General features: G+C 68.0%; 28 protein-coding genes and 1 tRNA gene. 14 read left to right on the top strand and 15 right to left on the bottom strand.

All coding sequences use genetic code 11. The annotated features are described in order from the left end of the window. Nucleotides 1-65 precede the first annotated feature (65 nt). Together ACQPYM_RS01360 and trpD are read left to right on the top strand one after the other, a co-directional pair. Entirely contained in the window at nucleotides 66-827 is a 762-nt protein-coding gene (locus ACQPYM_RS01360) for a glycoside hydrolase family 16 protein (protein ID WP_433013464.1), read from the top strand. Between the two features lie 153 nt (nucleotides 828-980). Beyond that, complete coding sequence (gene trpD, locus ACQPYM_RS01355) at nucleotides 981-2,024, top strand: anthranilate phosphoribosyltransferase (RefSeq protein WP_433013462.1); 1,044 nt, start codon at nucleotides 981-983, stop codon at nucleotides 2,022-2,024. 2 nt (nucleotides 2,025-2,026) lie between these two features. On the opposite strand, the gene ACQPYM_RS01350 is transcribed toward trpD, so the two are convergent. From ACQPYM_RS01350 to ACQPYM_RS01340, 3 genes are all read right to left on the bottom strand, one after another. After that, nucleotides 2,027-2,578, bottom strand: a complete 552-nt coding sequence (locus ACQPYM_RS01350) for a dihydrofolate reductase family protein (RefSeq protein WP_433013459.1) — start codon at nucleotides 2,576-2,578, stop codon at nucleotides 2,027-2,029. A gap of 65 nt (nucleotides 2,579-2,643) precedes the next feature. Continuing rightward, nucleotides 2,644-3,411, bottom strand: a complete 768-nt coding sequence (locus tag ACQPYM_RS01345) for a class I SAM-dependent methyltransferase (RefSeq protein WP_433013456.1) — start codon at nucleotides 3,409-3,411, stop codon at nucleotides 2,644-2,646. A 40-nt stretch (nucleotides 3,412-3,451) separates the two neighbouring features. Beyond that, nucleotides 3,452-4,105: a class I SAM-dependent methyltransferase gene (locus ACQPYM_RS01340; protein WP_433013453.1), complete on the bottom strand. Its 654-nt coding sequence runs from the start codon at nucleotides 4,103-4,105 to the stop codon at nucleotides 3,452-3,454. 227 nt (nucleotides 4,106-4,332) lie between these two features. On the opposite strand from ACQPYM_RS01340, the gene ACQPYM_RS01335 reads away from it, so the two are divergent. Further along, complete coding sequence (locus tag ACQPYM_RS01335; protein ID WP_433013450.1) at nucleotides 4,333-4,770, top strand: VOC family protein; 438 nt, start codon at nucleotides 4,333-4,335, stop codon at nucleotides 4,768-4,770. Here ACQPYM_RS01335 and ACQPYM_RS01330 read toward each other — a convergent pair. The 3 genes from ACQPYM_RS01330 to ACQPYM_RS01320 form a co-directional block, all read right to left on the bottom strand. Further along, the gene (locus ACQPYM_RS01330; RefSeq protein WP_433013447.1) at nucleotides 4,767-5,348 is read right to left on the bottom strand and encodes an SAM-dependent methyltransferase; all 582 of its coding nucleotides are present in this window, start codon (nucleotides 5,346-5,348) and stop codon (nucleotides 4,767-4,769) included. The two genes, ACQPYM_RS01335 and ACQPYM_RS01330, sit on opposite strands and share 4 nt — an antisense overlap. Before the next feature lie 21 nt (nucleotides 5,349-5,369). Continuing rightward, nucleotides 5,370-5,744, bottom strand: a complete 375-nt coding sequence (locus ACQPYM_RS01325; protein ID WP_433013444.1) for a hypothetical protein — start codon at nucleotides 5,742-5,744, stop codon at nucleotides 5,370-5,372. 179 nt (nucleotides 5,745-5,923) lie between these two features. Beyond that, a tRNA-Ser gene (locus tag ACQPYM_RS01320) sits at nucleotides 5,924-6,012 on the bottom strand. Between the two features lie 315 nt (nucleotides 6,013-6,327). Between ACQPYM_RS01320 and ACQPYM_RS01315 the strand changes: the two genes are divergently transcribed. From ACQPYM_RS01315 to ACQPYM_RS01305, 3 genes are all read left to right on the top strand, one after another. After that, nucleotides 6,328-7,566 (top strand): MFS transporter, encoded by a 1,239-nt coding sequence (locus tag ACQPYM_RS01315; protein ID WP_433013441.1) that lies wholly within the window; start codon nucleotides 6,328-6,330, stop codon nucleotides 7,564-7,566. Nucleotides 7,567-7,645: 79 nt separating this feature from the next. Beyond that, nucleotides 7,646-8,872 carry an MFS transporter gene (locus tag ACQPYM_RS01310; RefSeq protein ID WP_433013438.1) on the top strand — a complete coding sequence of 409 codons (1,227 nt, stop codon included), beginning with the start codon at nucleotides 7,646-7,648 and terminating at the stop codon, nucleotides 8,870-8,872. 298 nt (nucleotides 8,873-9,170) lie between these two features. Beyond that, nucleotides 9,171-9,740 (top strand): gamma carbonic anhydrase family protein, encoded by a 570-nt coding sequence (locus ACQPYM_RS01305; RefSeq protein ID WP_433013435.1) that lies wholly within the window; start codon nucleotides 9,171-9,173, stop codon nucleotides 9,738-9,740. Between the two features lie 747 nt (nucleotides 9,741-10,487). Here the strand turns inward: ACQPYM_RS01305 and ACQPYM_RS01300 are convergent. The 3 genes from ACQPYM_RS01300 to ACQPYM_RS01290 form a co-directional block, all read right to left on the bottom strand. Beyond that, the gene (locus ACQPYM_RS01300; RefSeq protein ID WP_433013432.1) at nucleotides 10,488-10,943 is read right to left on the bottom strand and encodes a VOC family protein; all 456 of its coding nucleotides are present in this window, start codon (nucleotides 10,941-10,943) and stop codon (nucleotides 10,488-10,490) included. A 641-nt stretch (nucleotides 10,944-11,584) separates the two neighbouring features. Then, nucleotides 11,585-11,965, bottom strand: a complete 381-nt coding sequence (locus ACQPYM_RS01295) for a VOC family protein (RefSeq protein WP_433013429.1) — start codon at nucleotides 11,963-11,965, stop codon at nucleotides 11,585-11,587. 41 nt (nucleotides 11,966-12,006) lie between these two features. After that, complete coding sequence (locus ACQPYM_RS01290; protein ID WP_433013426.1) at nucleotides 12,007-12,159, bottom strand: hypothetical protein; 153 nt, start codon at nucleotides 12,157-12,159, stop codon at nucleotides 12,007-12,009. Nucleotides 12,160-12,259: 100 nt separating this feature from the next. Between ACQPYM_RS01290 and ACQPYM_RS01285 the strand changes: the two genes are divergently transcribed. Further along, complete coding sequence (locus tag ACQPYM_RS01285; RefSeq protein WP_433013423.1) at nucleotides 12,260-12,901, top strand: TetR/AcrR family transcriptional regulator; 642 nt, start codon at nucleotides 12,260-12,262, stop codon at nucleotides 12,899-12,901. A gap of 198 nt (nucleotides 12,902-13,099) precedes the next feature. Here the strand turns inward: ACQPYM_RS01285 and ACQPYM_RS01280 are convergent, their stop codons facing one another. From ACQPYM_RS01280 to ACQPYM_RS01260, 5 genes are all read right to left on the bottom strand, one after another. Further along, complete coding sequence (locus ACQPYM_RS01280) at nucleotides 13,100-14,038, bottom strand: sucrase ferredoxin (protein ID WP_433013420.1); 939 nt, start codon at nucleotides 14,036-14,038, stop codon at nucleotides 13,100-13,102. Beyond that, a complete protein-coding gene (locus tag ACQPYM_RS01275) occupies nucleotides 14,035-15,267 on the bottom strand; it encodes a cupin domain-containing protein (protein ID WP_433013417.1) in 1,233 nt (410 codons plus the stop codon). The genes ACQPYM_RS01280 and ACQPYM_RS01275 overlap by 4 nt, the downstream gene beginning before the upstream one ends. Nucleotides 15,268-15,272: 5 nt before the next feature. Beyond that, nucleotides 15,273-15,860: a BatC protein gene (locus ACQPYM_RS01270; RefSeq protein WP_433013414.1), complete on the bottom strand. Its 588-nt coding sequence runs from the start codon at nucleotides 15,858-15,860 to the stop codon at nucleotides 15,273-15,275. A 194-nt stretch (nucleotides 15,861-16,054) separates the two neighbouring features. Continuing rightward, on the bottom strand, nucleotides 16,055-17,089 hold the full coding sequence (gene cobC, locus ACQPYM_RS01265) for an Rv2231c family pyridoxal phosphate-dependent protein CobC (RefSeq protein ID WP_433013411.1): 1,035 nt from the start codon (nucleotides 17,087-17,089) through the stop codon (nucleotides 16,055-16,057). Between the two features lie 51 nt (nucleotides 17,090-17,140). Further along, on the bottom strand, nucleotides 17,141-17,932 hold the full coding sequence (locus ACQPYM_RS01260; protein ID WP_433013408.1) for a carbon-nitrogen hydrolase family protein: 792 nt from the start codon (nucleotides 17,930-17,932) through the stop codon (nucleotides 17,141-17,143). A gap of 51 nt (nucleotides 17,933-17,983) precedes the next feature. Here ACQPYM_RS01260 and mobA point away from each other — a divergent pair, with 51 nt between their 5' ends. From mobA to ACQPYM_RS01245, 3 genes are all read left to right on the top strand, one after another. After that, nucleotides 17,984-18,523: a molybdenum cofactor guanylyltransferase gene (gene mobA / locus ACQPYM_RS01255; RefSeq protein ID WP_433013405.1), complete on the top strand. Its 540-nt coding sequence runs from the start codon at nucleotides 17,984-17,986 to the stop codon at nucleotides 18,521-18,523. 41 nt (nucleotides 18,524-18,564) lie between these two features. Then, nucleotides 18,565-19,302, top strand: a complete 738-nt coding sequence (locus ACQPYM_RS01250; RefSeq protein WP_433013402.1) for a phosphotransferase family protein — start codon at nucleotides 18,565-18,567, stop codon at nucleotides 19,300-19,302. Nucleotides 19,303-19,489: 187 nt separating this feature from the next. Next, nucleotides 19,490-20,467 (top strand): NAD(P)H-quinone oxidoreductase, encoded by a 978-nt coding sequence (locus tag ACQPYM_RS01245; protein ID WP_433013399.1) that lies wholly within the window; start codon nucleotides 19,490-19,492, stop codon nucleotides 20,465-20,467. Nucleotides 20,468-20,629: 162 nt separating this feature from the next. Here ACQPYM_RS01245 and ACQPYM_RS01240 read toward each other — a convergent pair whose 3' ends face one another. Further along, nucleotides 20,630-21,049 carry a VOC family protein gene (locus ACQPYM_RS01240; RefSeq protein ID WP_433013396.1) on the bottom strand — a complete coding sequence of 140 codons (420 nt, stop codon included), beginning with the start codon at nucleotides 21,047-21,049 and terminating at the stop codon, nucleotides 20,630-20,632. Between the two features lie 73 nt (nucleotides 21,050-21,122). Here ACQPYM_RS01240 and ACQPYM_RS01235 point away from each other — a divergent pair, with 73 nt between their 5' ends. From ACQPYM_RS01235 to ACQPYM_RS01220, 4 genes are all read left to right on the top strand, one after another. Continuing rightward, nucleotides 21,123-21,695, top strand: a complete 573-nt coding sequence (locus ACQPYM_RS01235; protein ID WP_433013393.1) for a TetR/AcrR family transcriptional regulator — start codon at nucleotides 21,123-21,125, stop codon at nucleotides 21,693-21,695. 12 nt (nucleotides 21,696-21,707) lie between these two features. After that, entirely contained in the window at nucleotides 21,708-22,295 is a 588-nt protein-coding gene (locus tag ACQPYM_RS01230) for a TetR/AcrR family transcriptional regulator (protein ID WP_433013390.1), read from the top strand. A gap of 67 nt (nucleotides 22,296-22,362) precedes the next feature. Next, nucleotides 22,363-23,001: a PadR family transcriptional regulator gene (locus ACQPYM_RS01225; RefSeq protein WP_433013387.1), complete on the top strand. Its 639-nt coding sequence runs from the start codon at nucleotides 22,363-22,365 to the stop codon at nucleotides 22,999-23,001. Further along, complete coding sequence (locus ACQPYM_RS01220) at nucleotides 22,998-23,717, top strand: ABC transporter ATP-binding protein (protein ID WP_433013384.1); 720 nt, start codon at nucleotides 22,998-23,000, stop codon at nucleotides 23,715-23,717. Before ACQPYM_RS01225 ends, ACQPYM_RS01220 begins: the two co-directional genes overlap by 4 nt. The last annotated feature ends 47 nt before the right edge of the window (nucleotides 23,718-23,764 follow it).

The following is a 23,764-nucleotide window of genomic DNA, read 5'->3' as shown; positions in this document are numbered from 1 at the left end:
AACCCGTTGACGGTGGGGGAGCCCATCATGTGACAACTCGTCGTCGGTCCGCTCATCATTACCGGATGACCGACCGTCAGCTGATCTTCGAGGACCACTTCGACGGACCGGCGCTGGACACTGAGGTCTGGCTGCCGAACTACCTTCCGCACTGGAGTTCCCGCGCCGCGACAGCCGCGCAGTACGAGCTTGTGGACTCTTGTTTGCGCCTGTTCATCCCACCCGAGCAGGGGGTGTGGTGTGAGGACGACCACACGCCGCCGCTGCGCGTCTCGGGGATCCAGTCGGGCAACTTCTCCGGACCGGTCGGCAGCACGATCGGGCAGCAGCCGTACCGCGAGGGTGTCGTCGTTCGCGAGGAGCAGGAGCCGTTCTGGGGTTGGACGCCATCCAGCGGTTATGTCGAACTGCGCGCCCGCGCCGTCGTCTCGCCCCGCTCGATGGCCGCGCTGTGGATGGTCGGCCTGGAGGATCGCCCCGAACGCTGCGCCGAAATCTGTGTCACCGAGATGTTCGGCAAGTCGGTCGGCCCTGGCTCGGTCGAGGTCGGTCTGGGTCTGCACAGCTTCCGTGACCCGTCCGTGCCCGAGGACTTCGAAGCCGTCCGGCTCCCGCTCGATCCTTCGGACTTCCACGTGTACGCGGTCGACTGGACTCCTTCGCGCGCGGACTTCTTTGTCGACGGGGAGCTGATCCGCAGCTGCGCGAGCCCACCGGCGTACCCGATGCAGCTGATGGTCGCGGTCTTCGACTTCCCCTCCGAAGCCGGGCCGGGAGACGACCTCGTCCCGGAGTTTTATGTCGACTACATCCGCGGGTACTCCTGAGTTATCGTTCTCGCGTGACCACGCGTTTGAGCAGCTGGTGGGTCGTCGACTAGGCGGCCTGCTTGTTCACGCGTAACCAACCGGCCGCCTCGATGAGGCGGCCGTTGTGATGTTCCAGCCTCGTCGGGTCGGCGCTACCCCCGAGGACTGTCGATGGCAACGACGTTGCGTACTACGGACTACAGCTGGTCCGCGCTCATTTCCGATCTGCTCGTCGGTCGTGAACTCACGCCGGAGGAGCTCTGGTGGGCGATGGACAGCGTGGTTGGTGGCGAGGCAACCTCGGCGCAGCTCTCCGGTCTGCTGATCGCCTTGCGGGCCAAGGGCGAGACGCCGCCCGAGATCGCCGCTCTTGCCAGTGGGGTGCGGCGGCACGCCATTGCGGTCGACGTTCCGGGGCTGTTCGTCGACATCGTGGGGACGGGTGGTGACGGCACCGGCGCGGTCAACATCTCCACCATGGCGGCGATTGTGGCCGCGTCCACTGGCGTGACTGTGGTCAAGCACGGCGGCCGAGCCGCGTCCTCCCAGACCGACGGCTCTGCGGATCTGGTGGAGCACCTGGGCATACCGCTCTCACTGTCACCTGCAGACGTACTGCGGACTGTGGAGGCGGCTGGCATCACCTATCTGTTCGCACCGACGTTCAACCCAGGTCTGCGGCAGGTAGCCGCGGTACGGCGAGAGCTGGGCGTCCCCACCGCCTTCAACGTGCTCGGGCCGCTCATCAACCCGGCGGATCCCCAGCACCAGCTCGTAGGAGTCGCCGATCCGCGGATGCAGCCGGTCATCGCCGCAGTACTCGCTCAGCGGGGCTCAACCGCACTAGTGGTCCGAGGCAACGACGGCCTCGACAAGCTGACCACTACTGCCGGCTCCTGCGTCTGGGTAGTCCGCAACGGCCACGCAGTACGCCAACAACTCGACCCCCGCACGCTAGGCATACCCCTCTCATCACTAGCCGACCTACGAGGCAGTACTGCGGCCGCGAACGCCGCAGTACTCCGCTCCGTCCTAGCTGGCGAGCCCGGCCCGGTGCGAGACGTAGTACTCCTCAATGCGGCGGCTGCAGTAGCAGTGAGCCGCCTCGGGCCTGAGCCCCTGGAGCCGCAGCTAGCTAACGCCCTGCAGCTCTGCGCCGAAGCAATCGACAGCGGAGGGGCCGCTACGACACTGGCCCGCTGGGTCGCTGCCTAGTACTAGGTGCGGTAACGCAGGAGGGCGACTCCGGAACGGAATGGTTGGGTGTCGACTAGGCGCAGGTTGGTGGTGGGGGTGCCGTCTTGCCAGAGGCGGGCTCCCTTGCCGAGTACGACTGGGTAGACGAAGAGGCGGTACTCGTCGACCAGTCCGGCTGCCATCAGGGAGTGGACCAGCTTGATGCTGCCGGTGGTCACGATGTCTTTACCCGGTTGGGTTTTCAGGGCCTCTACCTCAGCCAGCTCACGCAGTACGGTGCTGTGCTCCCACTCCGGATCCTGCAGAGTTGTGGACACCACGTACTTCGACACGGTGTTGAGGTAGTCGGAGATGCCGGTCTGGTCGTCTGTCTGGTGCGGCCAGTAGCCGCGGAACTCCTCGAACGTCTGCCGCCCGAGCAGTAGCGCATCAGCACCTTCCCGCTGCGCCTCGAGGGCCGCGAGTTGGTCCGACAGGTCGGTCTCCCCTGCGTCTCCCGGGTTGAACCACCCCTCGCTCGCGTCGATCACCCCGTCGAGCGTGATGTTCTCGGTGACCACCAGATACCGCATGCTCCGACCTCCGTACGTCGTTTGTGGGAGCTACGTCGGAGGCCGGTACCCGTTTTCGACAGTCGCTAGTGCGCCGCGTAGGAGGTTCCGCTGCGCTCCCGGCTCTTCGTCGCGCGGAAGACGAGGAGGCGGGACTCGTCGGTCAGCGGCTCCTGGTGCCAGCCGGCGTACACCTCTGTGTTCTCGAAGCCCGCTGCTTCCAGGGCCGCGCGGATCTCGTCGCCTGTGCGGAAGTAGAGGACGGTGGTGGCGATGGCGTCGGAGCCGCCCTCGAAGACGTTGTGGGCGTCGAAGACGACGCGTCCGTTGTCCACCTCGGTGACCTCGAGCCACTCGCGGAGGTGACCGGCGGGGGTGTCGCGTTCGTAGTACGTCTGGTCCCGGGTCCACTGCTCCCAGGCGCGCGCCGCCGGGTTGCGGCTTTCGAAGCTGATGATTCCACCGGGCCGCAGCGCCGCCGCGAGCTTTTCGAGGACCCACGGGAGGTCGTCGTCGCTGATGTGCATCATCGTGTTCCCGGTGCTCACCACCAGGTCGGCGTCACCCGTGCCCTCGACCGCCTTCGCATCGCCATCGACCCAGGTGACCGCCTCGGCCCCCGGCTGCCGGCGCGCGTATCCCAACATCGTCGCGCTCGGATCCACCCCGACCACGACCCGCCCGGACTCCACGAACGCCCGAGTCAGCAGTCCGGTCCCACACCCGAAGTCGACCACCTTCCGGGCTTCGGTCTCGTTCGCAAGACTCAGGAAGTAGTCGTGATCGTCCCCCGGCCCGTTGTCCCCGTCGTACAACCCGACCAACCGCTCATCGCCGTACGGATCCGCAGTCATCCCCGCACGCTACGGAGCGCGCGCCCTGCAGCGCAAAGAGTTAAACGACCGCTGGCTTCCGCACGAGGAGGTAGCCCTGCGAGACCTTCTCCGTATCGGCGCGCTCCCGCACCGCCGTCATCCACATCTCGAAGCCCGCCTCCCGCAACAAGTCGGCAACCTCATCCGGCTGCTGCCGGTACCAGTCGAGCTCCACCGCAGTACCGAGGAACTCCGTACGACGCCCTCGGTCGTCGCCGATCTGGAAGACCAGCATCAGTACTCCGCCGGGCGCGAGCACCCGGTGGAACTCGGCGAACACCTGAGCCCGCTGCTCCCACGGAATGTGGATGATGGAGTAGTAGGCGAGAAGCCCACCGAGCGAGGCGTCCGGCAGGTCCAGCGCCAGCATCGACCCCTCTTCGAACCGCAACTGCGGATAGGTGCGTCGCGCAACCTCCAGCATGCCGGGCGACAGGTCGATGCCGAAGGCATCCAGTCCGAGCCGGGACAGCAGAATCGTCACCCGCCCCGGTCCACAGCCGACATCCGCGACCAAGTCGTTGCCCCCGGCCCGCACCAGCTCGGCGAAGGTGGCGAACAACGCACGATCCAAAGGCCGGTCGTCGAGCCCGGAGGCCACCACATCCGCATGCTCGGCAGCCAGTGCGTCATAGGAATCCCGGGTTGCCGCGACAAATGCAGAATCCACCATGCCACCGACCCTAAACGCCACCACCCCCAGAATCGGTTGAGCTGCTTGGAGAGGGCGTGCTGTGGGCCGTCAACAACCCGTTCATCGGCAGCCAGGCCAGTACCAAGATTTACACCGCCATCATCTGACCTGAACCCGTCAGCGGAGAGGATGTCGAGAACGGCGACGCGGCTCCGTCCCAAGGGCAGAAGCGGCTACCGAGGCCGTCCTGAACCGGGAGACAGAGCATGACCATCAAGCGCATGGACCACGTCGGCATCGTCGTCGAGGACCTCACGGCGGCCACCGAGTTCTTCGTCGAGCTCGGGATGGAGCTGCTGGGTGAAGGACCGGCCGAGGGCGCGTGGATCGACGGCATCGTCGGCCTGGACGACGTCCGGGTCGACGTCGCCTACCTGCGCACCCCGGACGGCCAGGGCGCGATCGAACTGACGAAGTTCCGCAGCCCGCTGGCCGGCACCGCCGAGCCGAGCGCGCCGGCGAACACCCTCGGCCTGCGGCGCGTCATGTTCACCGTCGACGACATCGACGACACGGTGGCCCGGCTCCAACCAATGGGCGGCGAACTCATCGGCACCGTGGAAAAGTACGGAGACAGCCACCGTCTCTGCTACCTCCGCGGCCCGCAGGGCATCATCGTCTCCCTTGCCGAAGAGTTGAGCTAAGCCTCGAGCCCGGTCGGGGGGCGAAGAATCGCGTCGCGGCCGATCTGGGTCGGGCGGCGAAGGATCGCGTAGCGGCCGACCTCGGTGGCCGCGATGCGGACAGGGTCGAAGCCGGCCGCCTCGGCTTCGGCGACCAGCTGCTCAGCGGTCCGACCGAAGGGCACGTTCCAACCGTTGGCGACCAGCCGGCGTACGGCGTACGCGGACCTGCCGCTCGGGGCGGGCTCGGGCTCGTGCTCCTGCATGAACAGCAGGCCGCCCGGCCTGATCGCCCGTCGGATCACGGCGAGCGTTTCCGCCCGGGTCTCCTCAGGGAAGAACGGCTGAGCCCAGAAGGCGCCGCCGAACTCGTCGACCTCCTTCAGATCGCGGATGTCCATGCACCGGATGTCGACGCGATCGGCCACGCCATGCCCCTCGGCCCGGCGTACCGCCTCGGCGGCGACCTTCGGTACGAGCTCGACCGCCACCGACCTCATCTGCGGAAACAGCGTCGCCAGCGTGAGACTCGAACCGCCCACCCCACAGCCCACGTCAAGCCATCGCTGCGTGCTCACCAGCTCGGCAAGCTCAGGCAACTGGGGAAGGAAGGTGTGCTCCTACAACGCCCGGGTGTGGTCGGTGGCCCGACCGCCCGATGCCCTCGCGATGACGAGAGCCTCGTCCTCGGTCAGCGGCAACGGCCCGGGATCCTCGACAACCGTGCGGACCAGCTTGGCCATCACCGCGGATCGATCCAGGATCTCGTCCAGCCCGATCCACGCATCATCCGCGGCGAATGCCTCGTACTGCGCACTCAGACGAACCCGGTCGCCGGAGTACTCGACGATCCCGTGCTCCTCGAGAACGGCCAGTACGTCGCCCAACCGGGCCGGCGTCAGCCCGGAGTACCGGCCGAGTTCGCCAACCTCCCGCGCCTCGGCAAGAAACCGCAGCCACCCCAGGTCCCGGATCGCGGTGAGCAACTCCAACACCTGCGCCCCAGTAGCCCAGCCCTCAACCCGCTGCCGCCCGTCACGCGCAAGCTCGAATAAGCCCCTCGTCCCTTTGAACTTCGTCGGATGCAGGACCCGACGATAGGAACGAGCAGCCCGAAAGACCTTGACCCAAGCTTGAGCGGCGACCGTTCCCCAGGTCAGACGCATGATTCGAGCGGAGGGTGTGGGATTCGAACCCACGATGACGGTCACCCGCCATACCGGTTTTCAAGACCAGCGCACTCGGCCACTATGCGAACCCTCCAGGCGGTCACCCGTGGGTGGTCGCCGAGGGTCGAGGATAGCGCTCCTTCGGCGTGGCGGGGGGATCGGGGGACCGGAGTAATGGGGTGGGCGGGGGTGTGTTCGGTCGGTAGGGTCTGCGGGGTGGGTGAGTGGAGGTGCCACTCGCTGACGGAGACGGGAGGTGGGAGCGATGTCCAGGTCATCGGAGGACATGGCTTGTGCCGTCCGGTCGGCTCGCTGAGCTACTGCTGACGCGGGGTGACCGACCGGGCGATCCGGCGGCGTCGGGCGACGTCGCCAGTCCAGTCTGCCGTCATGCCCTCTGGGAGTTCCGATGCGATCCCTTCGTACCTTTCTCCTGCCCGCCGAACTGGGGCAGGATTTCCGCCGGATCTGGCCGGCCTCGACCATCTCCAATCTCGGCGATGGCGCGATGCTTGCCGCTGGCCCGCTTTTGGTTGCCTCGATCACCGATGAACCACTTGCCGTCGGCATCGCCGCGTTCGTGCAACAGTTGCCATGGCTACTCTTTGCCTTGCTCAGTGGAGCACTGGTCGACCGGCTCGATCGCCGACTGGTGGTCGTTGCCGCTGACACCTTCCGAGCGGTCGTGCTGGCCGCGCTCGGCATCGCAGTACTAGTTGGCGTTTCGCCGTTGTGGGCTGTCTATCTGACGCTCTTCCTTCTCGGTACTGCGGAAACGCTGGCTGACAGCGCATCTGGTGCGCTGCTCGTCAACGCAGTACCGAAAGAGCAACTCGGTAAAGCTAATGCGCGTCTCTATGCCACTGGAACCGCCGCCAACCAACTCGTCGGACCACCGATCGGTGCCTTGTTGTTTGCCGTCGGCACCGGGGTTCCGCTGGTCATGGATGCGGTGACGTTCGCGGCAGCCGCAGTACTGATGAGCAGGGTTTCCGCACAGTTACCTGCTGCTCAAGACGCAGCCCGTACTGCGCTCTGGGCCGATGTCCGCGAAGGAGTCCGGTGGCTGTGGAACCACGCCGGTGTGCGCACGCTCGCTTGGACGATCCTGGTCATGAACATCACCTTCATGGCCGGGTTCGCGACCTGGGTGCTGTTCGCCAAGGAGCGACTCGGGTTGAGCGAGACGCAGTTCGGGCTGTTGATCTCCGCCAGTGCGGTCGGTGCGATCGCGGGGATGCCCGTCTACCACCTGCTCGAACCACGACTCGGAAGTTTGACGCTGCTTCGGGCGGGACTGGTGGTGGAGACGGCGATTCACCTGATCCTGGCCGTCACCAGAAGCCCGGTCGTGGTGGTCGTGACCATGACGGTGTTCGGAGTACATGCCGTTGTGTGGGGCATCGTGTCGACCACGGCTCGGCAACTCGCGACACCTGACGCGCTGATGGGCAGGGTGAACAACGTGTACTCGTTGGCCTCGATCGGGGGTGCCGCGCTGGGGGCGTTGCTCGGCGGAGCGCTGGCGCAGCGGTTCGGGCTGACGACGCCGTTTGCCTTCGCCTTCGTCGGCATGGCGATCATGACTGCTGGGGCGTGGCGGCCGTTGCGGTACGTCGTAGTACGGGCGGCAACCCCGCAGAGGTAGGCATTAAAAGATTGGAGCGTCTCGACCGCGGGTTGTTAGTGTTCACGGTTGACTGTCCAACTGCAGCCGGGGAAATCTCATGCCTTCAGCAACGTCCCTCGGCCTGCCGAACATGCGTGGGCGGACACCTTTGATGGCCGCGTTGGCGATCGATTCGTTCGGCGGCGGCTGCGCCGGCCCGCTGGTACTGCTCTTCTTCGTCCGGGTCGCGGATATCCCCCTCGGTACTGCGGGGCTGATGCTGACCGTCGCGACCATGTTCTCCATCGCGGCACCGGCGGCCGTCGGGCTGGTGATCGACCGGGTCGGCCCGAGGAACCTGGTGATCGGGGCGCAGTTCGCGCAGGGCATCGCCTTCACCGGGTTCTTCTTCGGCCGGTCGCTGTGGTTGCTGTTCCTCTGTGCTCTGGTGTCGACGACCGGGCAGCGAGTGTTCTGGTCGGCGATCTTCAGCCTGCTGTCGGACGTCGCGGATCCGGGCGACCGGGATCGCTGGTTCGGCCTCGGCGGGATGATGCAGGCGGCCGGGTTCGGGCTGGGTGCGCTGGCGGCGGGTGTGCTGCTGAGCCTCGGCGGCAACGGGCCGTTCCTGGTCGGCATGGCGGTGAACGCGGTGACCTTCTTCGCCGCGGGTCTGCTGCTGCTCCGGTTGCGGGCCAGGCATGAGGCGCAGGCGGCTGCCATCCAGGACACCGGGCCGGCGCCGCTACTGCGGAAGGACAAGGCGTTCCTCGTGCTGATCGCGGTGAACACCGTCCTGGCACTGTGCACGATGATGCTGGGGGTGGGGCTGCCGGTCTACGTGACCGAAGCACTGCCGGACGCACCGAAGTGGATAGTCGGCGTACTGCTGGCGGCGACGTCCGTGGTGCTCGCGACCGGTCAGACGCTGGTGGTGCGGCATACCGAGCAGCGGCGGCGTACACAGGTGCTGGTGCTTGCCGGTGTGCTGTGGGCCTTGTGGGGTGTGCTCATGGCGGGGCTGCTCCATGTACCGGCCGTGCTGGTTGTGCCCGGGTTGGTGCTGGCGACTGTGGTGTTTGCTGGGGCCGACGTCCTGCATGCCGCTACTGGGAACGCGCTCGCAGCCGCGGTGGCGCCGGACAATGGGCGGGGGAAGTATCTGTCGTACTGGCAGTACTCGTTCACCTTCGCGAGTGTGCTGGTGCCGGCCTTCTTCGCGCAGCTCTTCGAAGTGCGGCAGGAGCTCCCGTGGGTCGCTTTGTCGGTACTGGCGCTGGTTGCCGCAGCGAGCATCATCATGCTCGAGCGGGTCCTTCCCGACGCGGCGACCCGTCGTACCTGAGGGTCGTTGAAGTGCGCCACGCTGACGGGTCAGGCTTTCTTGCGCTCTTCGAACAGGTGTTCTAATGTCCTTCTCGTAGCTCGCGGAGTTCACTCCCACCCAGAACCTTCGCCTCAGCCGGCTGAACCTCCCACCACCGACGTGGACAGCCGGCCCCAGGCGATGGCCGCCCGGGCAGTGAGGGCCCGGGCTGTGGAGTACCCGCCCACTGCCTAGTACAACTGCGAGAGGAACCCGAGGTGATGCCCGACGAGAGGATTCACTGATGTTGCTGGAACACCGTGGCCGGAGACCGGTCGTGCCGGAGTCTGCGTACGTCGCGCCATCAGCCGTGCTGTGTGGAGCCGTCGTTCTCGGCGAAGGCAGCCGGGTGCTGCATGGCGCAGTACTGACTGCGGAAGACGGTGAGGTCCACCTCGGAGAGAACAGCGTGGTGATGGAGAACGCCCTGGTCCGCGGCCGGGCGGATCACCCCGCGATGATCGGTGATGCGGTCTTGGTCGGTCCGCACGCCCACGTGAACGGCGCCACGGTCGAAGCTGAGGTCTTCATCGCCACGGGCGCCGCGTTGTTCCCAGGTTCGCGCGCCGGCACCGGCGCGGAACTGCGCATCAACAGCGTGCTCCAGGTCAACTCCCGCCTCGAACCAGGCACCGTCCTCCCGATCGGCTGGATCGCAGTCGGCGACCCCGCCCAACTCTTCTCCCCCGACCGCCACGAAGAACTCTGGGAAATCCAGCAAACCCTCAACTTCCCCACCACCGTCTACGGCGTACCCCGCGCCACCCCCATGCGCGACATCATGTCCCGCCAGTCCAAGTACTACGGCGCCCACCAAACCGACACCCAACTCCCTGACCCGACCTAACCCACAGCCGGCGCAGACAAGCCCTGCAACCGATGCGGGAGAGATCCGTTGTGTGACGCATGGCGAGCGTGGTGGCCGAGTTCGGTTTTTGGACCTGGCGGATACGGCAGACCAGCAGGAGCAGACGCAGCAGAGCGGTGCGGCGAACCCGGCGGACGGGTTCAGGCGAACCCGGCGGGCCGGTGCGAGCCGGACGCGGCAGAGCGGCGCCCCGAGCGCGGCGGACGGGTGCAGGCGGGCCCCGGCGGACCGGTGCGAGCGGACGCGGCGGACCGGTGCGAGCGCAAGCGGCAGAGCGGCGCCCCGAACCCGGCGGACCGGTTCAGGCGAACCCGGCGGACCGGTGCGAGCGGCCAGCCGGACCCCGTGCAAGCAGCGCGAGCGGTGCAAGCAGTGCGAGCAGCGCTCGACGGTGTGCGCCGTCTGCGGGGGAAGCCCCCGGTAGACGGCGTACGGCGCAGGAGTGGCTGCCGGATGCGCTTTGCCGGCGCAAGCGCGGAGGCAGCTCTGCTTTCCGGGCGCGGACTTACTAGTCGCACGCGCTGCCGTAGGTCGCGGACGCCGGACGATCGGCGCGCTGCACGCTGCCGACTGTTCTTCCCGACCGCGCGTCTCTTCCCGACCGCGGCATCTCTTGCCGACCGCGGCATCTCTTGCCGACCGCGGCATCTCTTCCCGACCGCGGCATCTCTTGCCGACTGCGGCTTCTCTTCCGACCGTGACATCGCCGCGGGATCGCCGTACGGGTTAGGTCGGGGACTGTTCGGGTGTTCCGGGGTCGGGTGGAGCTGGTTGGTGGGACTCATAGGCCTTTAGCCATTGGGCGCGGATCTGGGGTGGGTGGGCGTTCTGGACGCAGAACTCGTTGCCTTCCGGATCGGCCATCACGATCCAGGGTTGGGTGTCGCCTTGGCCGACGTCGACGCGGGTGGCTCCTAGTGCTTCCAGTCGGGCGACCTCTGTTGCCTGGTCCTCGGGGCGTAGGTCGAGATGGAGGCGGTTCTTGATCGTCTTGTGCTCGGGCACCTTGATGAACAACAGGTCGGGCACCACGCAGTCTTCACGACTTCCGGCCGGCGGCTCGACGATCCACTCAGGATCTTCGGCCTGGCTGATCACCCAGTCGAGCGCCTCGGCCCAGAACCTCGCCAGGCGGCCGGGATCTCGAGCGTCGACGACCAGTGCACCGATACGCAGCCCCATGTGGTCACGGTAGGGGCGGACGTCCAGGCCATCAAAGGTGGCGTCGCGGTGCGGGCGTGAGCGCGGAGGTTTGGCGGAGGGTCCGGGATTGATGGGCTGGGTGTTCGAGGGTGATGGGCTGGATGGTCGACGGCTCCGTGCAGACCGCCGACGGTCGCCGGGCTGGATGGTCGAGGGCTCCGGGCAGGCCCCCGACGGTCGCGCCGGACTCGGCTTCGCACATCGCCTTGCCGTCGGTGCCGGAGCGGCCGGGGTGATGTCGGCCAGGTCACCTGCGCGTCCGCCACCGACTGGATGGTCCGAACCCGTTCCGCGATAGCGGTCAGGTCAACCTTGGCGGGCATCAGTGCGCACGACGACAGCCGCGCCGGCCCTGGGGTGGGTCGGCGCGGCTGGGTCAGGCGAGCGGCTGGGGGGCCGCCACGGCTGGGGTGGGTCGCCGCGGCCGGGATGGAGCGGGTCGCCGCGGCCGGGATGGAGCGGCGTGGCTGGGGTGGGTCGGCGCGGCTGGAGCGCGGGCTGCACGTGCTCTGCGAGAAGCCGTTGGCCCGGAGGGTGGCCGAGGGCACCGTGGGCGCGCGGCGTCGGGTCGTCGCCGCGCGGCCAGGTGGGCGACGCGGAGGGTTAGTTGGGGGTGGGGGTTAGTTGGGGGTGGTCCATTCGACGAATTGGATGATGATGCCGTTGGGGTCGGTGATTTGGAAGAGGCGTTCGCCCCAGGGTTCTTCGCGTAGCGGCATGGTGATGGGGACGCCTTCGTCGCGCAGTCGCTTGTCCTCTGCGTCGAGGGTGTCGACGGTGAAGGCGAGGATCAGGCCGGCCGCGCGCTGGTCGCGCTGCTCGGGTGGTAGGACCTCGATGCCGCGCTGCAGCAGGACGATGTCGACCGCGTCGTCGCGGGTGAGGGACGCGAAGCCCTCGGCCGCGGCGCGTTCCTGGTAGCCGAGGTGGTTGACGAAGAACTCGCGCGATGCCGCGACGTCGTCGATGGTCAGGGAGATGGTGGAGGCGTTGATCTTCACAGGATTCCTTCCAAGAGACTCGGCTGAGGACGGGACCGCGGTCAGCGGACGCCGCGGCGCGGGATGTCGCGCCGGGTGGTGACGCGGGTGCTGGTGACCGGGAAACGCACTGTGCGGGTGGCCGGAGGCCACTGGTCGCGGCGCTTGCGCGGGAACGCACCGGACTGAGAGGTGCCGAGGTCTGGGTTTCGCATCCACTACTTCCTTTCGGGCTAACTTTACGACGAGCGTAACTTTAGCTCGAACCTAAGATGCTGTCAACATACTTTTACGACGGGTGTAAGATTTTCTTCCATGGACACCACCCACGCCCCAACCGGCCTGCGGGAGCTCAAGAAGCAGGAGACGCGCCAGCTGATCTCCGACCAGGCGACCCGGCTGTTCATCGCCCAAGGCTTCGAACAGACCACCATCGCCGAGATCGCCGCTGCGGCGCGCGTCGCGAAGAAGACCGTCACCAACTACTTCGCCCGGAAGGAGGACCTTGCCCTCGACCACCAGGACGCGTTCGTCGCCTCCCTGGCGGACGCGGTGGCGACACGGCGTCCTGGCGATTCCGCTCTCGCCGCGCTACGCCGCGACTTCGAAACCGCGATCGCGACCCAGAACCCGGTCGCCGGCTTCGCGGGGCACGATTTCACCCGGATGATCGCCGACAGCCCCACGCTCACCGTCTGTCTTCGCGGTTTGCACGACCGTCGCGAGCAGGCGTTGGCCGCAACGCTCGCCGAAAGCACTGGCGAGAGTGCTGATGACATCACCGTCCAGACGGCCGCTGCTCTGCTCGGCGCCGTCCACCGCACCTTGTTCCACCGGATCCAGCTCCTCACCCTGGCCGGCCGATCCAACGACGACATCGCGCAAACCATCGCCCCCGAAGCCACCCAGGCCTTCGCCCTCCTCGAACCCGCCCTCGGCGACTACGCCGTCGCTTGAGTCGAGGCGGCGGCTGCTGAGGCGGGGCGCTGACGCGGGGTCAGGCCCGGTGGCGCCGGGGTCAGGCGCGGTAGGGCGGGGTCAGGCGCGGCGGCGCGGGTTCAGGCGCGGTGGCACCGGGGTCTGGTGGCGCCGGGGTCAGGCTCGGTCGCGCTGGTCAGGGCGCGGTGGCGCTGGTCAGGCGTGGTGGCGCGGGGGTCAGGCTCGGTGGTGCTTGAGGGCGGTGAGGGTGTAGGTGGTTTGGTGGCCTGGCGGGCGGGTGTTGCAGGTCATGCGGGCGTTGATGGTGGCTGTTGTGGTGGCGAGGGCTACCTCGTAGGTGGTGGCGTCGGACGTCAGGTGGATCTGCCAGGTGGTGGGGGTGGGGCGGCTGAGGTGGGTTGGCTGTAGGGCGTCGACGGCTAGGGAGGCGCCTGCTTCGCGGGCGAAGTGTTGGGCGGCTTGTACCGGAGACGGGTGGGCGCCTGAGCCGCGGAGGTACTTCGGTACTACGAAGCCTTCGTTGTAGCGGGTTGCGAGGGTGACTGCTTCTGCGGTGGGGACGTGGCCGTAGAAGAGGCTGTGGGGAAGGAAGACGAGGTTGGCGGCGAAGCGGTCGCCGCCTATGTGGCTGCATTCCCAAGTTCTGTCGGGGTAGGCGGCGGTGAGGGCTGCTGCGGCTGGTCGGCCTTGGATGGCGCAGCAGGCGTCGTGGCGGCCGTGGGTGCAGACGAGGTAGATCGGTTCGGTGCTGGGGGTGCCGGGGTCGGTGCCGTCCAGGACGTTCAAGAGGTGGTCGTCGGCAGGGAGGTTGCCCCAGCGGATCGACTCCTGTCCGGGCCGGCTGTCGACGAGAGCCCAGCACCGGTCGGTACTCCGGCCCTGCCGGCCGTGACGCTTGATGAGTACCGGCCGGATGCCCGCTGACGCACACCTCCGAGCAACCTCACCAGCCAAACTCGAAACACCACCGGCGGAAACTGCGTCGGTGAGGGCGGTTAGGGCTTGGCGGGGCCAGGGGGCGGGGGTTTCTATTAGGAGCCAGCGTTGGGCTGGTGGGGCTGTTGCGTATAAGGGATCGCCTCGGCGCTCGGCGGCGGGGGCGCATCGCCGGACTGGCCCGGCCGGTTGGCCTTCCGACGGATCAGGAGCGGTCACTGGGGTTCGGTGGTCAGGACTGCTTCGGTCAGGAGGCGGCGCGTCAGGACCAGTTGGTCGGAGGCGTCCAAGCCGGGGAGGTCACCCACCCGAGTGGAGGCGCCGTCGGTCAAAGAGCTCAGGGCCGGATAAGTTGCCGCTGGCAAGGAGATTGTGCGGTCCGGGAGGAGGAGGCGAACCGGATTACCGTCGACCAGCTGGAAGCGCAGGCCCGCGCGCAGGTGCACGATGGTCTCCGCCGAGAGGGATGCGATTGCGGCCGCGTGCGCCAGAGGCGCGAGTGGCGCCGGGCGATTGCCGGACCAGGTCCGGCGGCGGAGGCGGGGGGCCAAGTCATCCGGGGTGGTCTGCTCGATCTTCTTGATCAGCAGCGACGCCACCTCGTCCAACACCAGAGAGAGCTGAGCCGGGTCGCCAGGGTCGAAGCCGAGCGGAAGCGCAGTACGCAAAGACGGTTCGTCGGCTGCCAACGCGGCGAGCTCCTGGACGAGGAGGTAGCGCGTCATGGTGTGCAGGCCGACCGTCAAGTGAGCACTGACTCCACCGAGCGCCTTCGCCGAGTGCAGGAAGCCCCGGGGTACGTAGAGCGCGTCGCCAGGGCGCAGTACGTCGTCGATCACCGGGGCGCGGTCACGGGCTGCTGCCGCGACCGCCTCCGAGTGATCGGTCCAAGGCTGGTTGCGGAGCGGGTCCACATGCACCGGTTCGTGCACGGTCCAGTGCTTCTCGCCCGCCACCTGCAGCACGAAGACGTCGTGAACGTCGTAGTGCGCGGAGAACCCCTGCGACTCCGCCGGAGTGATGTAAGCGTTGATCTGCACGGGATGCCCAGCATCCGACGACAGCTGAGTAGCGAAGTCGACCAGCGCGGGCCACGTGCGATGAAGAGCCTGCAGTACTACGGTGTGCCCGCTCGCGAAGAGCGCAGCCACCTTGTCGTCGCGTACCTGGTCGCCGATCTCCGCACCGACTCCGGCCGGCCCGGTGAACTGGCTGTCGCCGACAACCGTTCCGTTCTTGGCCAGGCGCAGGAACGGAGTACGGAGGCCGCGGCGGGACAGGAGTTCGTCGGCGGCCTGCAGGCTGAACAGGTCGCCGTAGTCTCCGCCGTGCGACAGCAGTGCGCGAGAACCCCAGTAGCTGCGGCCGAACTCGGCCAGGTCCAGCTCACTACCCACACAGCGCCGGAGAGCAGGGCGCCCGTCCGGCGGCAGCCCGCTCTCCGGCACCGCGGTCACCAACTTCCGGAGTTCCCGCCGGCACCGCCGTCAGCACCGCCGTCGGTCGCGCCTGGTTCGGCGCCGCCGTCCGCTGGGCCTTCGGCGCCACTGTCGGCTCCTCCGTCAGCGCCGCCATCGCTGACACCAGGCGAGGCGCCGCCGTCCGCAGGTCCCTCTGAGCCACCACCTGACGAGCCGTCACCGGCCCCGCCTGCGTAGCCGCCTTCACTCCCCGCACCGCCCGAGTAGCCGCCTTCACCCCCGGCACCACCGTCGGCACCGCCATCGGTCGCACCTGGGTCAGCCCCGCCATCAGCAGGCCCTTCCCCGCCACCGGAGTAGCTGCTCTGACCACCGCTGTCTTCGGCACCACCGGAGTCGCCACCGGCGCCACTGTCGGCACCGCCGTCAGCACCACCGTCCGTGCCGCCTACTGTCGCGCCGCCATCCGCCAAGCCTTCGCCACCGGGGTCGCCGGAGCCGCTGGAGATGTTCCCGCCGGCGCCGCCGTCAGCTCCGCCGTCGGTGGCACCACTCGACGCCCCACCGTCGGCCGGCCCCTCGTTGCCGGTCGACGAGGTGGTCATGTCGTCGTCGTTCATGCCCATGATGCTGCTCCCTTCGAAGTGCCCGGAGTGTCCTGCCGACTCTCCTGTGCGCAAAGTAGACCGGAGCTAAACCCCCGCACGGGTTACAACGGGCACTCGGTTCGGCAGCGATCGACGAGGCGATCCGAAGCGCCGGCCGACAGGCACAGCGACCCAGCCGAGACAGGCCCAGCAATGGCCGCCGCGACTCAGCCGAGCAGGTCCTGCCAGACCTTCAGGAACGCGTCCGTGACCGCCTCGGGCCGCACCGCGATCCGCAACCAGTCCGGCCCCAATCCCGGGAACGTGTCGCCCCGCCGTACGGCGAACCCACGCTCGCGCAACTGCTCCCGCAATCCCAGAGCCCCGGCCACATGCACCACCACAAAAGGCCCCCGCGCGACCCCGTACGTCGAAACGCCCGCGCACCCCAACCCGGCCAGCAGATGAGCGCGTTGACGATCCAACTCGACCGCGGCCTCACTCGCCTCGGTCAGAGCGCGTTCGGTGCTGCACGCAATCGCGGCAGCGAGCGCAGGAGTAGACACCGGCCAATGCGCCTGTACTGCGGCCAACTGCTCGATCAACCCAGGAGCGGCCACCACGTACCCGACCCGCAGCCCCGCAAGCCCCCACGTCTTGGTCAGACTCCGGACCACCACCAGCCCAGGAATCGATGCTCCCACCAACGATTCCGGCTCACCCGGTACGGCGTCCATGAAGGCCTCGTCGACCACCAGGATGCGACCGGGCCGAGCCAGTTCGCGCAACTCGTCTGCCGGATGCAGGACCGACGTCGGGTTGGTCGGATTCCCGATCACGACCAGATCGGCGTCGGTCGGCACCGCCCGGGCGTCGAGCACGAAGCCGTCCGCGGCACTCAGCAGCACCCGGTCGACCAAGTGACCGGCCGATCGCAACGCCGCCTCGGGTTCGGTGAACTGCGGGTGCACGATCACCGGATGCTTCGGCCGGAAGGCCCGTGCGATCAGGACGAACGCCTCCGCGGCTCCCGCGGTCAGCAGGATCTGCGCGGGATCACGGTGGTGGCGGACGGCAACGGCGGCCAGCGCGGCGTCCTGCCGGGGGTACCCCGCCAGGTCGGTGAGGCTCGCGCCGATCTCCTCGACCAGCCAGCCGGGCGGCGTACCGGCGCGCACATTGACGGCGAGATCGACCAGGCCGTGACCGACCTCGAGATCGCCATGGTGGTCGAGATCGAATCCGTCCGGCCGCAGGGTCACCCGAGGAGGCTAACCCGAGCAGGTGAACCGGACGAGGAAGGTCTCAGGAAACTAACGCGGCGCGACCGTGAACCTTCGGTTCAGCAGCGACGGGTTGCGGCGCCGCGTCTCGGCCAGCCGCTCCGTCGAGAGCTCGGCCACCGCGAACCCGTCCGCCTCCCCCACGGCGGCGACGGCGATGCCCTGCGGGTCGATGATCTGACTCAGTCCGCAGTACTTCTTCCCGTTCTGCGCGGCGGCCGCGACGTAACAGGTGTTCTCGATCGCGCGAGCCGTCAGCAACGTGGTCCAGTGATACTCCTTCAGCGGCCCACGCACCCAAGCAGCCGGTACGACGAACGCCTCCGCCCCCGCGTCGACCAGGGCCCTCGACAACTCGGGGAACCGCAGGTCGTAGCAAGTCATCAAGCCGAGTTTCAGCCCAGCGACCTCGACGACCACCGGCGCCACGTCGCCGGACGTCAACTGGTCCGACTCGCGATAGCCGAACGCGTCGTACAGATGGATCTTGCGATAGGCGCCGAGCAGGTCACCGTCCGAGCCGACCGTGAGCAGCGTGTTGTACGGCCGGACCTCGTCGCAGCTGCGCTCGAACATGCCCGCCACGATCGCGACACCATGCTCGGCCGCGAGCTTGCGCAGCGTGCCGACGAACTCGCCGTCGAGCGGCTCGGCCAGCTCACCGACCGACCCACCTTCGGTGGCGAAGTCGGCCATGATCGCCTCGGGCAGGACGACCAGCTCGGGCCCGCTCCGGACGGCGTCGGCGACGAGCCGCGTCACCAGGTCGCGGTTGGCGGCCTTGTCCTGCGTACTGGCGGTCTGCACCACGGCGATCTTCACTCCTCCATGGTGCCGCATCACCCAGTGCGCCGGGAGGGGCAGACTGGGGGTGTGGAATTCGATGCGGTGGTACTGGCCGGTGGCGGGTCCACCCGATTCGGTGGCGTGGACAAGGCGATGCTCGTGCTGGACGGGATCTCCCTGCTCGATCGGGTGCTGACGGCAACAATCTCCGCGGCGACGACCGTTGTGGTCGGGCCGGAGCGGACCGTCGTACGACCGGTGGAATGGACCAGGGAGTCCCCACCGGGCGGCGGACCGGTTGCCGGGATCGCGGCCGGCCTCGCCGTCGGGCAAGCGCCCGTCGTGGTGTTGCTGTCCTGCGATCTCCCGTGGATCACCGCCGACGAGGTCACCCAGTTGGCCAGCGGCATCGGTGAGCACGACGGCTTCGGACTCCGCGATACGGGGAGCCGCGAGCAGTGGCTGGCGGCGGCATACCGGCGTACGGCGCTGGTGGAGGCGTTGCAGCGACTCGGGGACCCACACAACCAGTCGGTTCGACGGCTGTTCCACGGACTCAACCTCGCTTGGTCGGCCCCCACCCGAGCCGGTGACGACGTCGACTCTTGGGCAGACCTCGACGACTAAACACTTCGACAGCCAACCGGCCCAGCCCTAGGTTGGCGCACGTGGACATCGCCGCGATGGTCGAGAAGGCTTGCCCCGGCAGCGAGATCGTGGAGATCGTCCCGCGGTCGGGCGGCCAGCTGAGCACCGTCTTCGAGGTACGCCGGTACGCCGCCGCGCCGGTGATCGTGAAGATCTACGAACCCGAATGGGCCTGGAAGCAGGCGAAGGAAGTCCACGTCTACGGGCTCCTCGCGAACCAGCTCGGTGATGCCGTCCCGCAGGTGATCCACGCAGAACACGGCGAGCCCGCCTACACGGTGCTGACCAAGCTCGACGGCGTACCGCTGTCCGAGGCCGAGCCACCCGATTGGCGGGCTGTCTACGTACAACTGGGTCAGCTGCTCGCAAGGGTCCACCGCATCACGCAACCGGCGTACGGGTATCTCACCGATCAGCTCCTCGAGCCGCTGCCGACCAACCATGCCTATATGTGCCGCCAATTCGCCAAGAAGCTCCAGGAATTCAGTGAACTCGGCGGCGACCACCAGCTCGGCGAAGACATCGCCCGGTACGTCGACGCGCACGCGGATCTGTTCAAACACAACACAGCAGCCGCCCTTTGTCACAACGACTTTCACGAGGGCAACGTGCCCGTGGATCCCGGGACCTGGCGGGTGCGCGGTTTCGTCGACGTGGAGAATGCGATCGCGGCCGACCCGTTGATGGACTTTGCCAAGACCGAGGCCTACTCGATCCGGGGCGACACCGACAAGCTCGCCGGGCTCATCGACGGGTAAGGCGAACTGCCTGCCGACTGGCGCGCCAGGACGACGCTTTACCGGCTTTATCATTCGCTGGAACTCTGGGACTGGTTCAAGTCGATAGGCACCGTCGATCCACTCGGCAGCATTGCTGGTGACCTCGCGAAGATCGTCCGCTCGTGACTCGAACCGCCACCAGCGGGGAGGCAGTACCGTGGCTGGCATGCGAGCTGTGGTTTGTGAGGGTGCTGGTGGCGTCGAGGTTCTGAAGATCGGGAAGATCGAGGACCCCACGCCGGCGGTGGACGAGGTCGTCATCGATGTGGTCGCCGCGGGGGTGAACCGTGCGGATCTGCTCCAGCGGCAGGGCTTCTACCCGCCACCGCCAGGCGCGCCGGGCACGATCGGGCTCGAGGTGTCCGGCACGATCTCCGCGGTCGGCGCCGAGGTCGAGGGCTGTTCGGTCGGTGACGAGTGCTGCGCACTGCTGGCCGGCGGCGGGTACGCCGAGAAGGTGGTGGTGCCGGCGCCGCAGGTGATGCCCGTGCCGGAAGGCATCGATCTGGTGAGCGCGGCCGCGTTGCCCGAGGTCGTCGCGACGGTGTGGTCGAACGTGTTCATGACCGCGCATCTGAAGGAGGGCGAGACGCTGCTGGTGCACGGCGGCTCGTCCGGGATCGGCACGATGGCGATCCAGCTCGGTGTCGCGCACGGTGCCCGCGTGCTCTGCACGGTCGGCAGCAAGGACAAGATGGACTTCTGCACCCGACTCGGTGCGGACGTCGCGATCAACTACAAGGAAGCCGAGTGGGCTTCGGTGGTGAAGGAGGCGACCGGCAAGGCCGGCGCGGACGTGATCCTCGACATCATCGGTGCGAAGTACCTGGCGGACAACGTCAAAGCACTCGCGTACGACGGCCGGCTGGTCATCATCGGATTGCAGGGCGGGACCAAGGGCGAGCTGGATCTCGGCCGGTTGATGAGTCGCCGTGGCTCCATCACCGGGACCGCGCTGCGAGCCCGGTCAGTGGTCGAGAAGGGCGAGATCCTCACCGAGGTGGTCGGCCACGTCTGGCCGCTGGTGACCGCGAAGAAGGTGCGGCCGATCGTGCACCGCACCTACCCGCTGGAGTCCGTCGCCGAAGCTCACCAGGCCCTCGAAGAGTCCAACCACATCGGCAAAGTGCTCCTGACCCTCTGACAAACGCTGCCACTACGCCGGCCTCCCGGACGGCTGCCACTCACAAACCTCGCCCGGCCGGTCCTGGCCAGGCGAGGATGGGTGGGCAGGAGGCTGCCGAAGGCAGGTTTGTGAGTGGGGGCGGTCCGGGCCCGTGGCGAGGTCCGGCCGGCGGTCTTCCCGCTACTCGGCCGGCGGGAAGTTGGCGGCCAGCCAGGCCGGGTCGGGGGCGACCAGTTGGATGACATCGATCCAGGTGCCCTCCGGGTCGCGGACGAAGAAGTGACGCTGGCCGAAGACCTCGGTGACCGGCTCGGTCTCCAGTTCGACGCCGGCCTCGACCAGGGCGGCAGCGACCTTGTCGACGTCCTCGACGATGAAGCCGAAGACGTTGGTGCTCTCGGTCAGCGCCGAGACCGCGGCCGGGACCGTCTCGTGGCCCCGCTGCGTGATGGCGAGCTCCCAGTCGGCCTCGCCCCGGCGCAGCACCACGAACCAGCCGAGGTCGAGGGTCATCTTCAGGTCGAAGTGCTGCTTGTAGAACGCGGCGACCTCAGCCGGCCGTGCCGTGACCACCGTGGCTCCGAAGGCTGCGGGTTGCATAGAGTCTCCTGACTACTACAGCTGTCGTTGTTGAGTACGACATTTGTAGTGGATAGCTGCTAGCCTTGTCAACATGCCCCGAAACCCCGAACGCCGCGCCCAGCTCGCCGACGCGGGTCTCGCAGTACTGGCCGAGCAGGGCGCCCGCGGCCTAACCCACCGAGCGGTCGACGCTGCCGCCGGGCTCCCGGCTGGTACTGCGTCCAACTACTTCCGCAGCCGAGACGCCTTGCTGGGAGCCCTCGGCGAGCGCATCTTCGAGCGGCTGGCTCCCGACGAGGTGGTGCTGGCCCCGCTGGCCGAGCGGACACCCTCGGTCGATCTGGTCGTCGACTATGTCCGCTACATCGTCGAGCGACTGCTCACCCGGCCGGAGCTCCCGCTTGCCCTGTTCGAGCTCCGTCTCGAGGCCGCCCGCCGACCCGGCCTGAACGAGATCCTCTCGCGCACCTTGCAACAGGGCTTCGACGCCGACGTCTCGTTCCACGTCCAGGCGGGGCTGCCCGGTGGAGCCGAAGAGGTCCGGCTGCTGCACTTCGCGATCGACGGCCTGGTCTTCGACCAGCTCACGCCCGGCGTCGGCCGCCGGTACGACGTCGACGCGGCCACCGCACGCCTCGTGCGGCGATTGGTTCGCGAGGATTAGTACCGTCGTGATGTGAACGGGGAACAGTCTCAGCGCGGTGCCCATGTACTGCGGGCCGTGGTCGACGTCATCGCCGAACGCGGACTCGAGGCCGCCACGATGCGCACCGTCGCCGCCGCGGCCGGGATCTCACTGGCCCAGGTCCAGTACTACTTCCGCAGCAAGGACGAGCTCGTCGCTGCCGCATTCCAGCACATCAGCGAACTCTTCGACCTCAAGCTCGCCACAGTCGACCTGACCGCACCACCCCGCCGCGTACTACGCCAGGCGCTCGAACTCTGGTTGCCGCTCGACGACTCACGCGCCCGGGACGCCCGGATCTGGCTGGCCTTCACCGCGGCGGCGGCGACGTCACCCACCCTCCGCGAGATCGCCGCGACCACCGACCACGAGCAGCGGACTGCGTTGGCCCGCGCTCTCGACGCGGCGGCCGCAGCCGGTGAACTACCCGAGGTGACCGACACCGAGACCGAGGCCGCCGTCCTGCTCGCCGTCGTCGACGGCCTGACCGTCCAGGCGCTCGCCCTGCCCGCCGAGCTGCGCCCGGCTTTCATCGCCGGCGCGCTCGACACCCACCTGAATCGGCTCTTCACCGTCTGACCTGGTCTTTTCACCGCTGATCGAAGTCTGTTGACCTGGGAATACTGAGTATGCATACTCAGTATCTATGTCGATCAAGCACGGTTTGCTGGCGTTGCTCCGGACGGAGCCGAAGTACGGGTACCAACTGCGCGGCGAGTTCGAGGCGGCCACCAACTCCACCTGGCCGCTGAACATCGGGCAGGTCTACACGACCCTGACCCGGCTCGAACGCGACGGCCTGGTGCAGGCCAGCCAGGCCGGCAAGGACGCCGACGGACGGTCGCTGTACGAGATCACCGAGGCCGGCCGGGACGAGTTGGCGAGCTGGTTCGCTACGCCGGTGACGCGCGAGTCGCGGCCCCGGGACGAGCTGGCGATCAAGCTGGCGCTCGCTCTCGCCGTACCGGGGATCGACGTCACGGCGGTGCTGCAGCGGCAGCGCGCGGCGACGATGCGGTCGATGCAGGAGCTGACCCGGCTCAAACGCGGCAGCCGCGACGGCGAGATCTCCTGGCTGCTGGTGCTGGAGTCGATGATCTTCGGCGCCGAGGCGGAGATCCGCTGGCTGGACCACTGCGAGGCGATGCTGTCCCGCCACAGCCGGACCGCCGCCACCCGGCAAGCCGAACCCGACGCCGGACCCGATGCCCGACCCGCCACTCAGGCGACTCAGGCCACTCACGAAAACCAGACCGAAGACCGACAGGCGGGGGCCCACCAATGAGCATCATCCTTGATATCCGCAATCTCTCCCGGGTGCACGGCACCGGCGAGCAGGCCGTGCACGCGCTGCGCGGCGTCGATCTGGCGGTGGAGTCGGGTGAGCTGGTCGCCGTGATGGGCCCGTCCGGTTCGGGCAAGTCCACGCTGCTCACCTGCGCGGGCGGCCTGGACCGGCCGACCGGCGGCGAGATCATGATCGACGGCAACGACCTGGCCACGCTCGGCGCCAAGGCGGTCGCCGCCCTGCGCCGGCGCCGGATCGGCTACGTCTTCCAGGACTTCAACCTGATCCCGGCCCTGACCGCCGCCGAGAACGTGATGCTGCCGCTCGAACTGGACGGCACTCGCGCCCGGGCGGCCCGCAAGTACGCCGAAGCCTCGTTGGCGGAGGTGGCCATCGGCGAGCTGGCCGACCGGTTTCCCGACGAGATGTCCGGTGGTCAGCGGCAGCGCGTCGCGATCGCCCGCGCGATCGTCGGCGAGCGCCGGATCCTGCTCGCCGACGAGCCCACCGGCGCGCTCGACTCCGAAACCGGTGAGGCCGTCCTCCAACTGCTCCGCGACCGGTGCGACCAGCACGGTATCGCCGGCGTCCTGGTCACCCACGACGCCCGGCACGCCGCCTGGGCCGACCGCGTGGTCTACCTGCGTGATGGCGTCCTGGTAGGTCAGTCGGGCCCGCTGCCCGAGGCCGACGTTCTGCTGGAAACCCGCTGATGGGCGGCTGGGGCCCCTCACTGCGGATCGCCCGGCGAACGGCCCGG

It is taken from the genome of Kribbella sp. CA-294648 (assembly GCF_050943845.1).
Taxonomy (GTDB): Bacteria; Actinomycetota; Actinomycetes; order Propionibacteriales; family Kribbellaceae; genus Kribbella.
Note: the sequence above shows the minus strand (reverse complement) of the source record. Positions and strands in the feature narration are given on the sequence as shown.

Bases quoted from the DNA above. Each gene is read 5' to 3' on its own strand.
- ACQPYM_RS01360 (WP_433013464.1), top strand. From the start codon at position 66: ATGACCGACCGTCAGCTGATCTTCGAGGACCACTTCGACGGACCGGCG.
- trpD (WP_433013462.1), top strand. From the start codon at position 981: ATGGCAACGACGTTGCGTACTACGGACTACAGCTGGTCCGCGCTCATT.
- ACQPYM_RS01350 (WP_433013459.1), bottom strand. From the start codon at position 2,578: ATGCGGTATCTGGTGGTCACCGAGAACATCACGCTCGACGGGGTGATC.
- ACQPYM_RS01345 (WP_433013456.1), bottom strand. From the start codon at position 3,411: ATGACTGCGGATCCGTACGGCGATGAGCGGTTGGTCGGGTTGTACGAC.
- ACQPYM_RS01340 (WP_433013453.1), bottom strand. From the start codon at position 4,105: ATGGTGGATTCTGCATTTGTCGCGGCAACCCGGGATTCCTATGACGCA.
- ACQPYM_RS01335 (WP_433013450.1), top strand. From the start codon at position 4,333: ATGACCATCAAGCGCATGGACCACGTCGGCATCGTCGTCGAGGACCTC.
- ACQPYM_RS01315 (WP_433013441.1), top strand. From the start codon at position 6,328: ATGCGATCCCTTCGTACCTTTCTCCTGCCCGCCGAACTGGGGCAGGAT.
- ACQPYM_RS01310 (WP_433013438.1), top strand. From the start codon at position 7,646: ATGCCTTCAGCAACGTCCCTCGGCCTGCCGAACATGCGTGGGCGGACA.
- ACQPYM_RS01300 (WP_433013432.1), bottom strand. From the start codon at position 10,943: ATGGGGCTGCGTATCGGTGCACTGGTCGTCGACGCTCGAGATCCCGGC.
- ACQPYM_RS01290 (WP_433013426.1), bottom strand. From the start codon at position 12,159: ATGCGAAACCCAGACCTCGGCACCTCTCAGTCCGGTGCGTTCCCGCGC.
- ACQPYM_RS01285 (WP_433013423.1), top strand. From the start codon at position 12,260: ATGGACACCACCCACGCCCCAACCGGCCTGCGGGAGCTCAAGAAGCAG.
- ACQPYM_RS01270 (WP_433013414.1), bottom strand. From the start codon at position 15,860: ATGAACGACGACGACATGACCACCTCGTCGACCGGCAACGAGGGGCCG.
- ACQPYM_RS01245 (WP_433013399.1), top strand. From the start codon at position 19,490: ATGCGAGCTGTGGTTTGTGAGGGTGCTGGTGGCGTCGAGGTTCTGAAG.
- ACQPYM_RS01240 (WP_433013396.1), bottom strand. From the start codon at position 21,049: ATGCAACCCGCAGCCTTCGGAGCCACGGTGGTCACGGCACGGCCGGCT.
- ACQPYM_RS01235 (WP_433013393.1), top strand. From the start codon at position 21,123: ATGCCCCGAAACCCCGAACGCCGCGCCCAGCTCGCCGACGCGGGTCTC.
- ACQPYM_RS01225 (WP_433013387.1), top strand. From the start codon at position 22,363: ATGTCGATCAAGCACGGTTTGCTGGCGTTGCTCCGGACGGAGCCGAAG.
- ACQPYM_RS01220 (WP_433013384.1), top strand. From the start codon at position 22,998: ATGAGCATCATCCTTGATATCCGCAATCTCTCCCGGGTGCACGGCACC.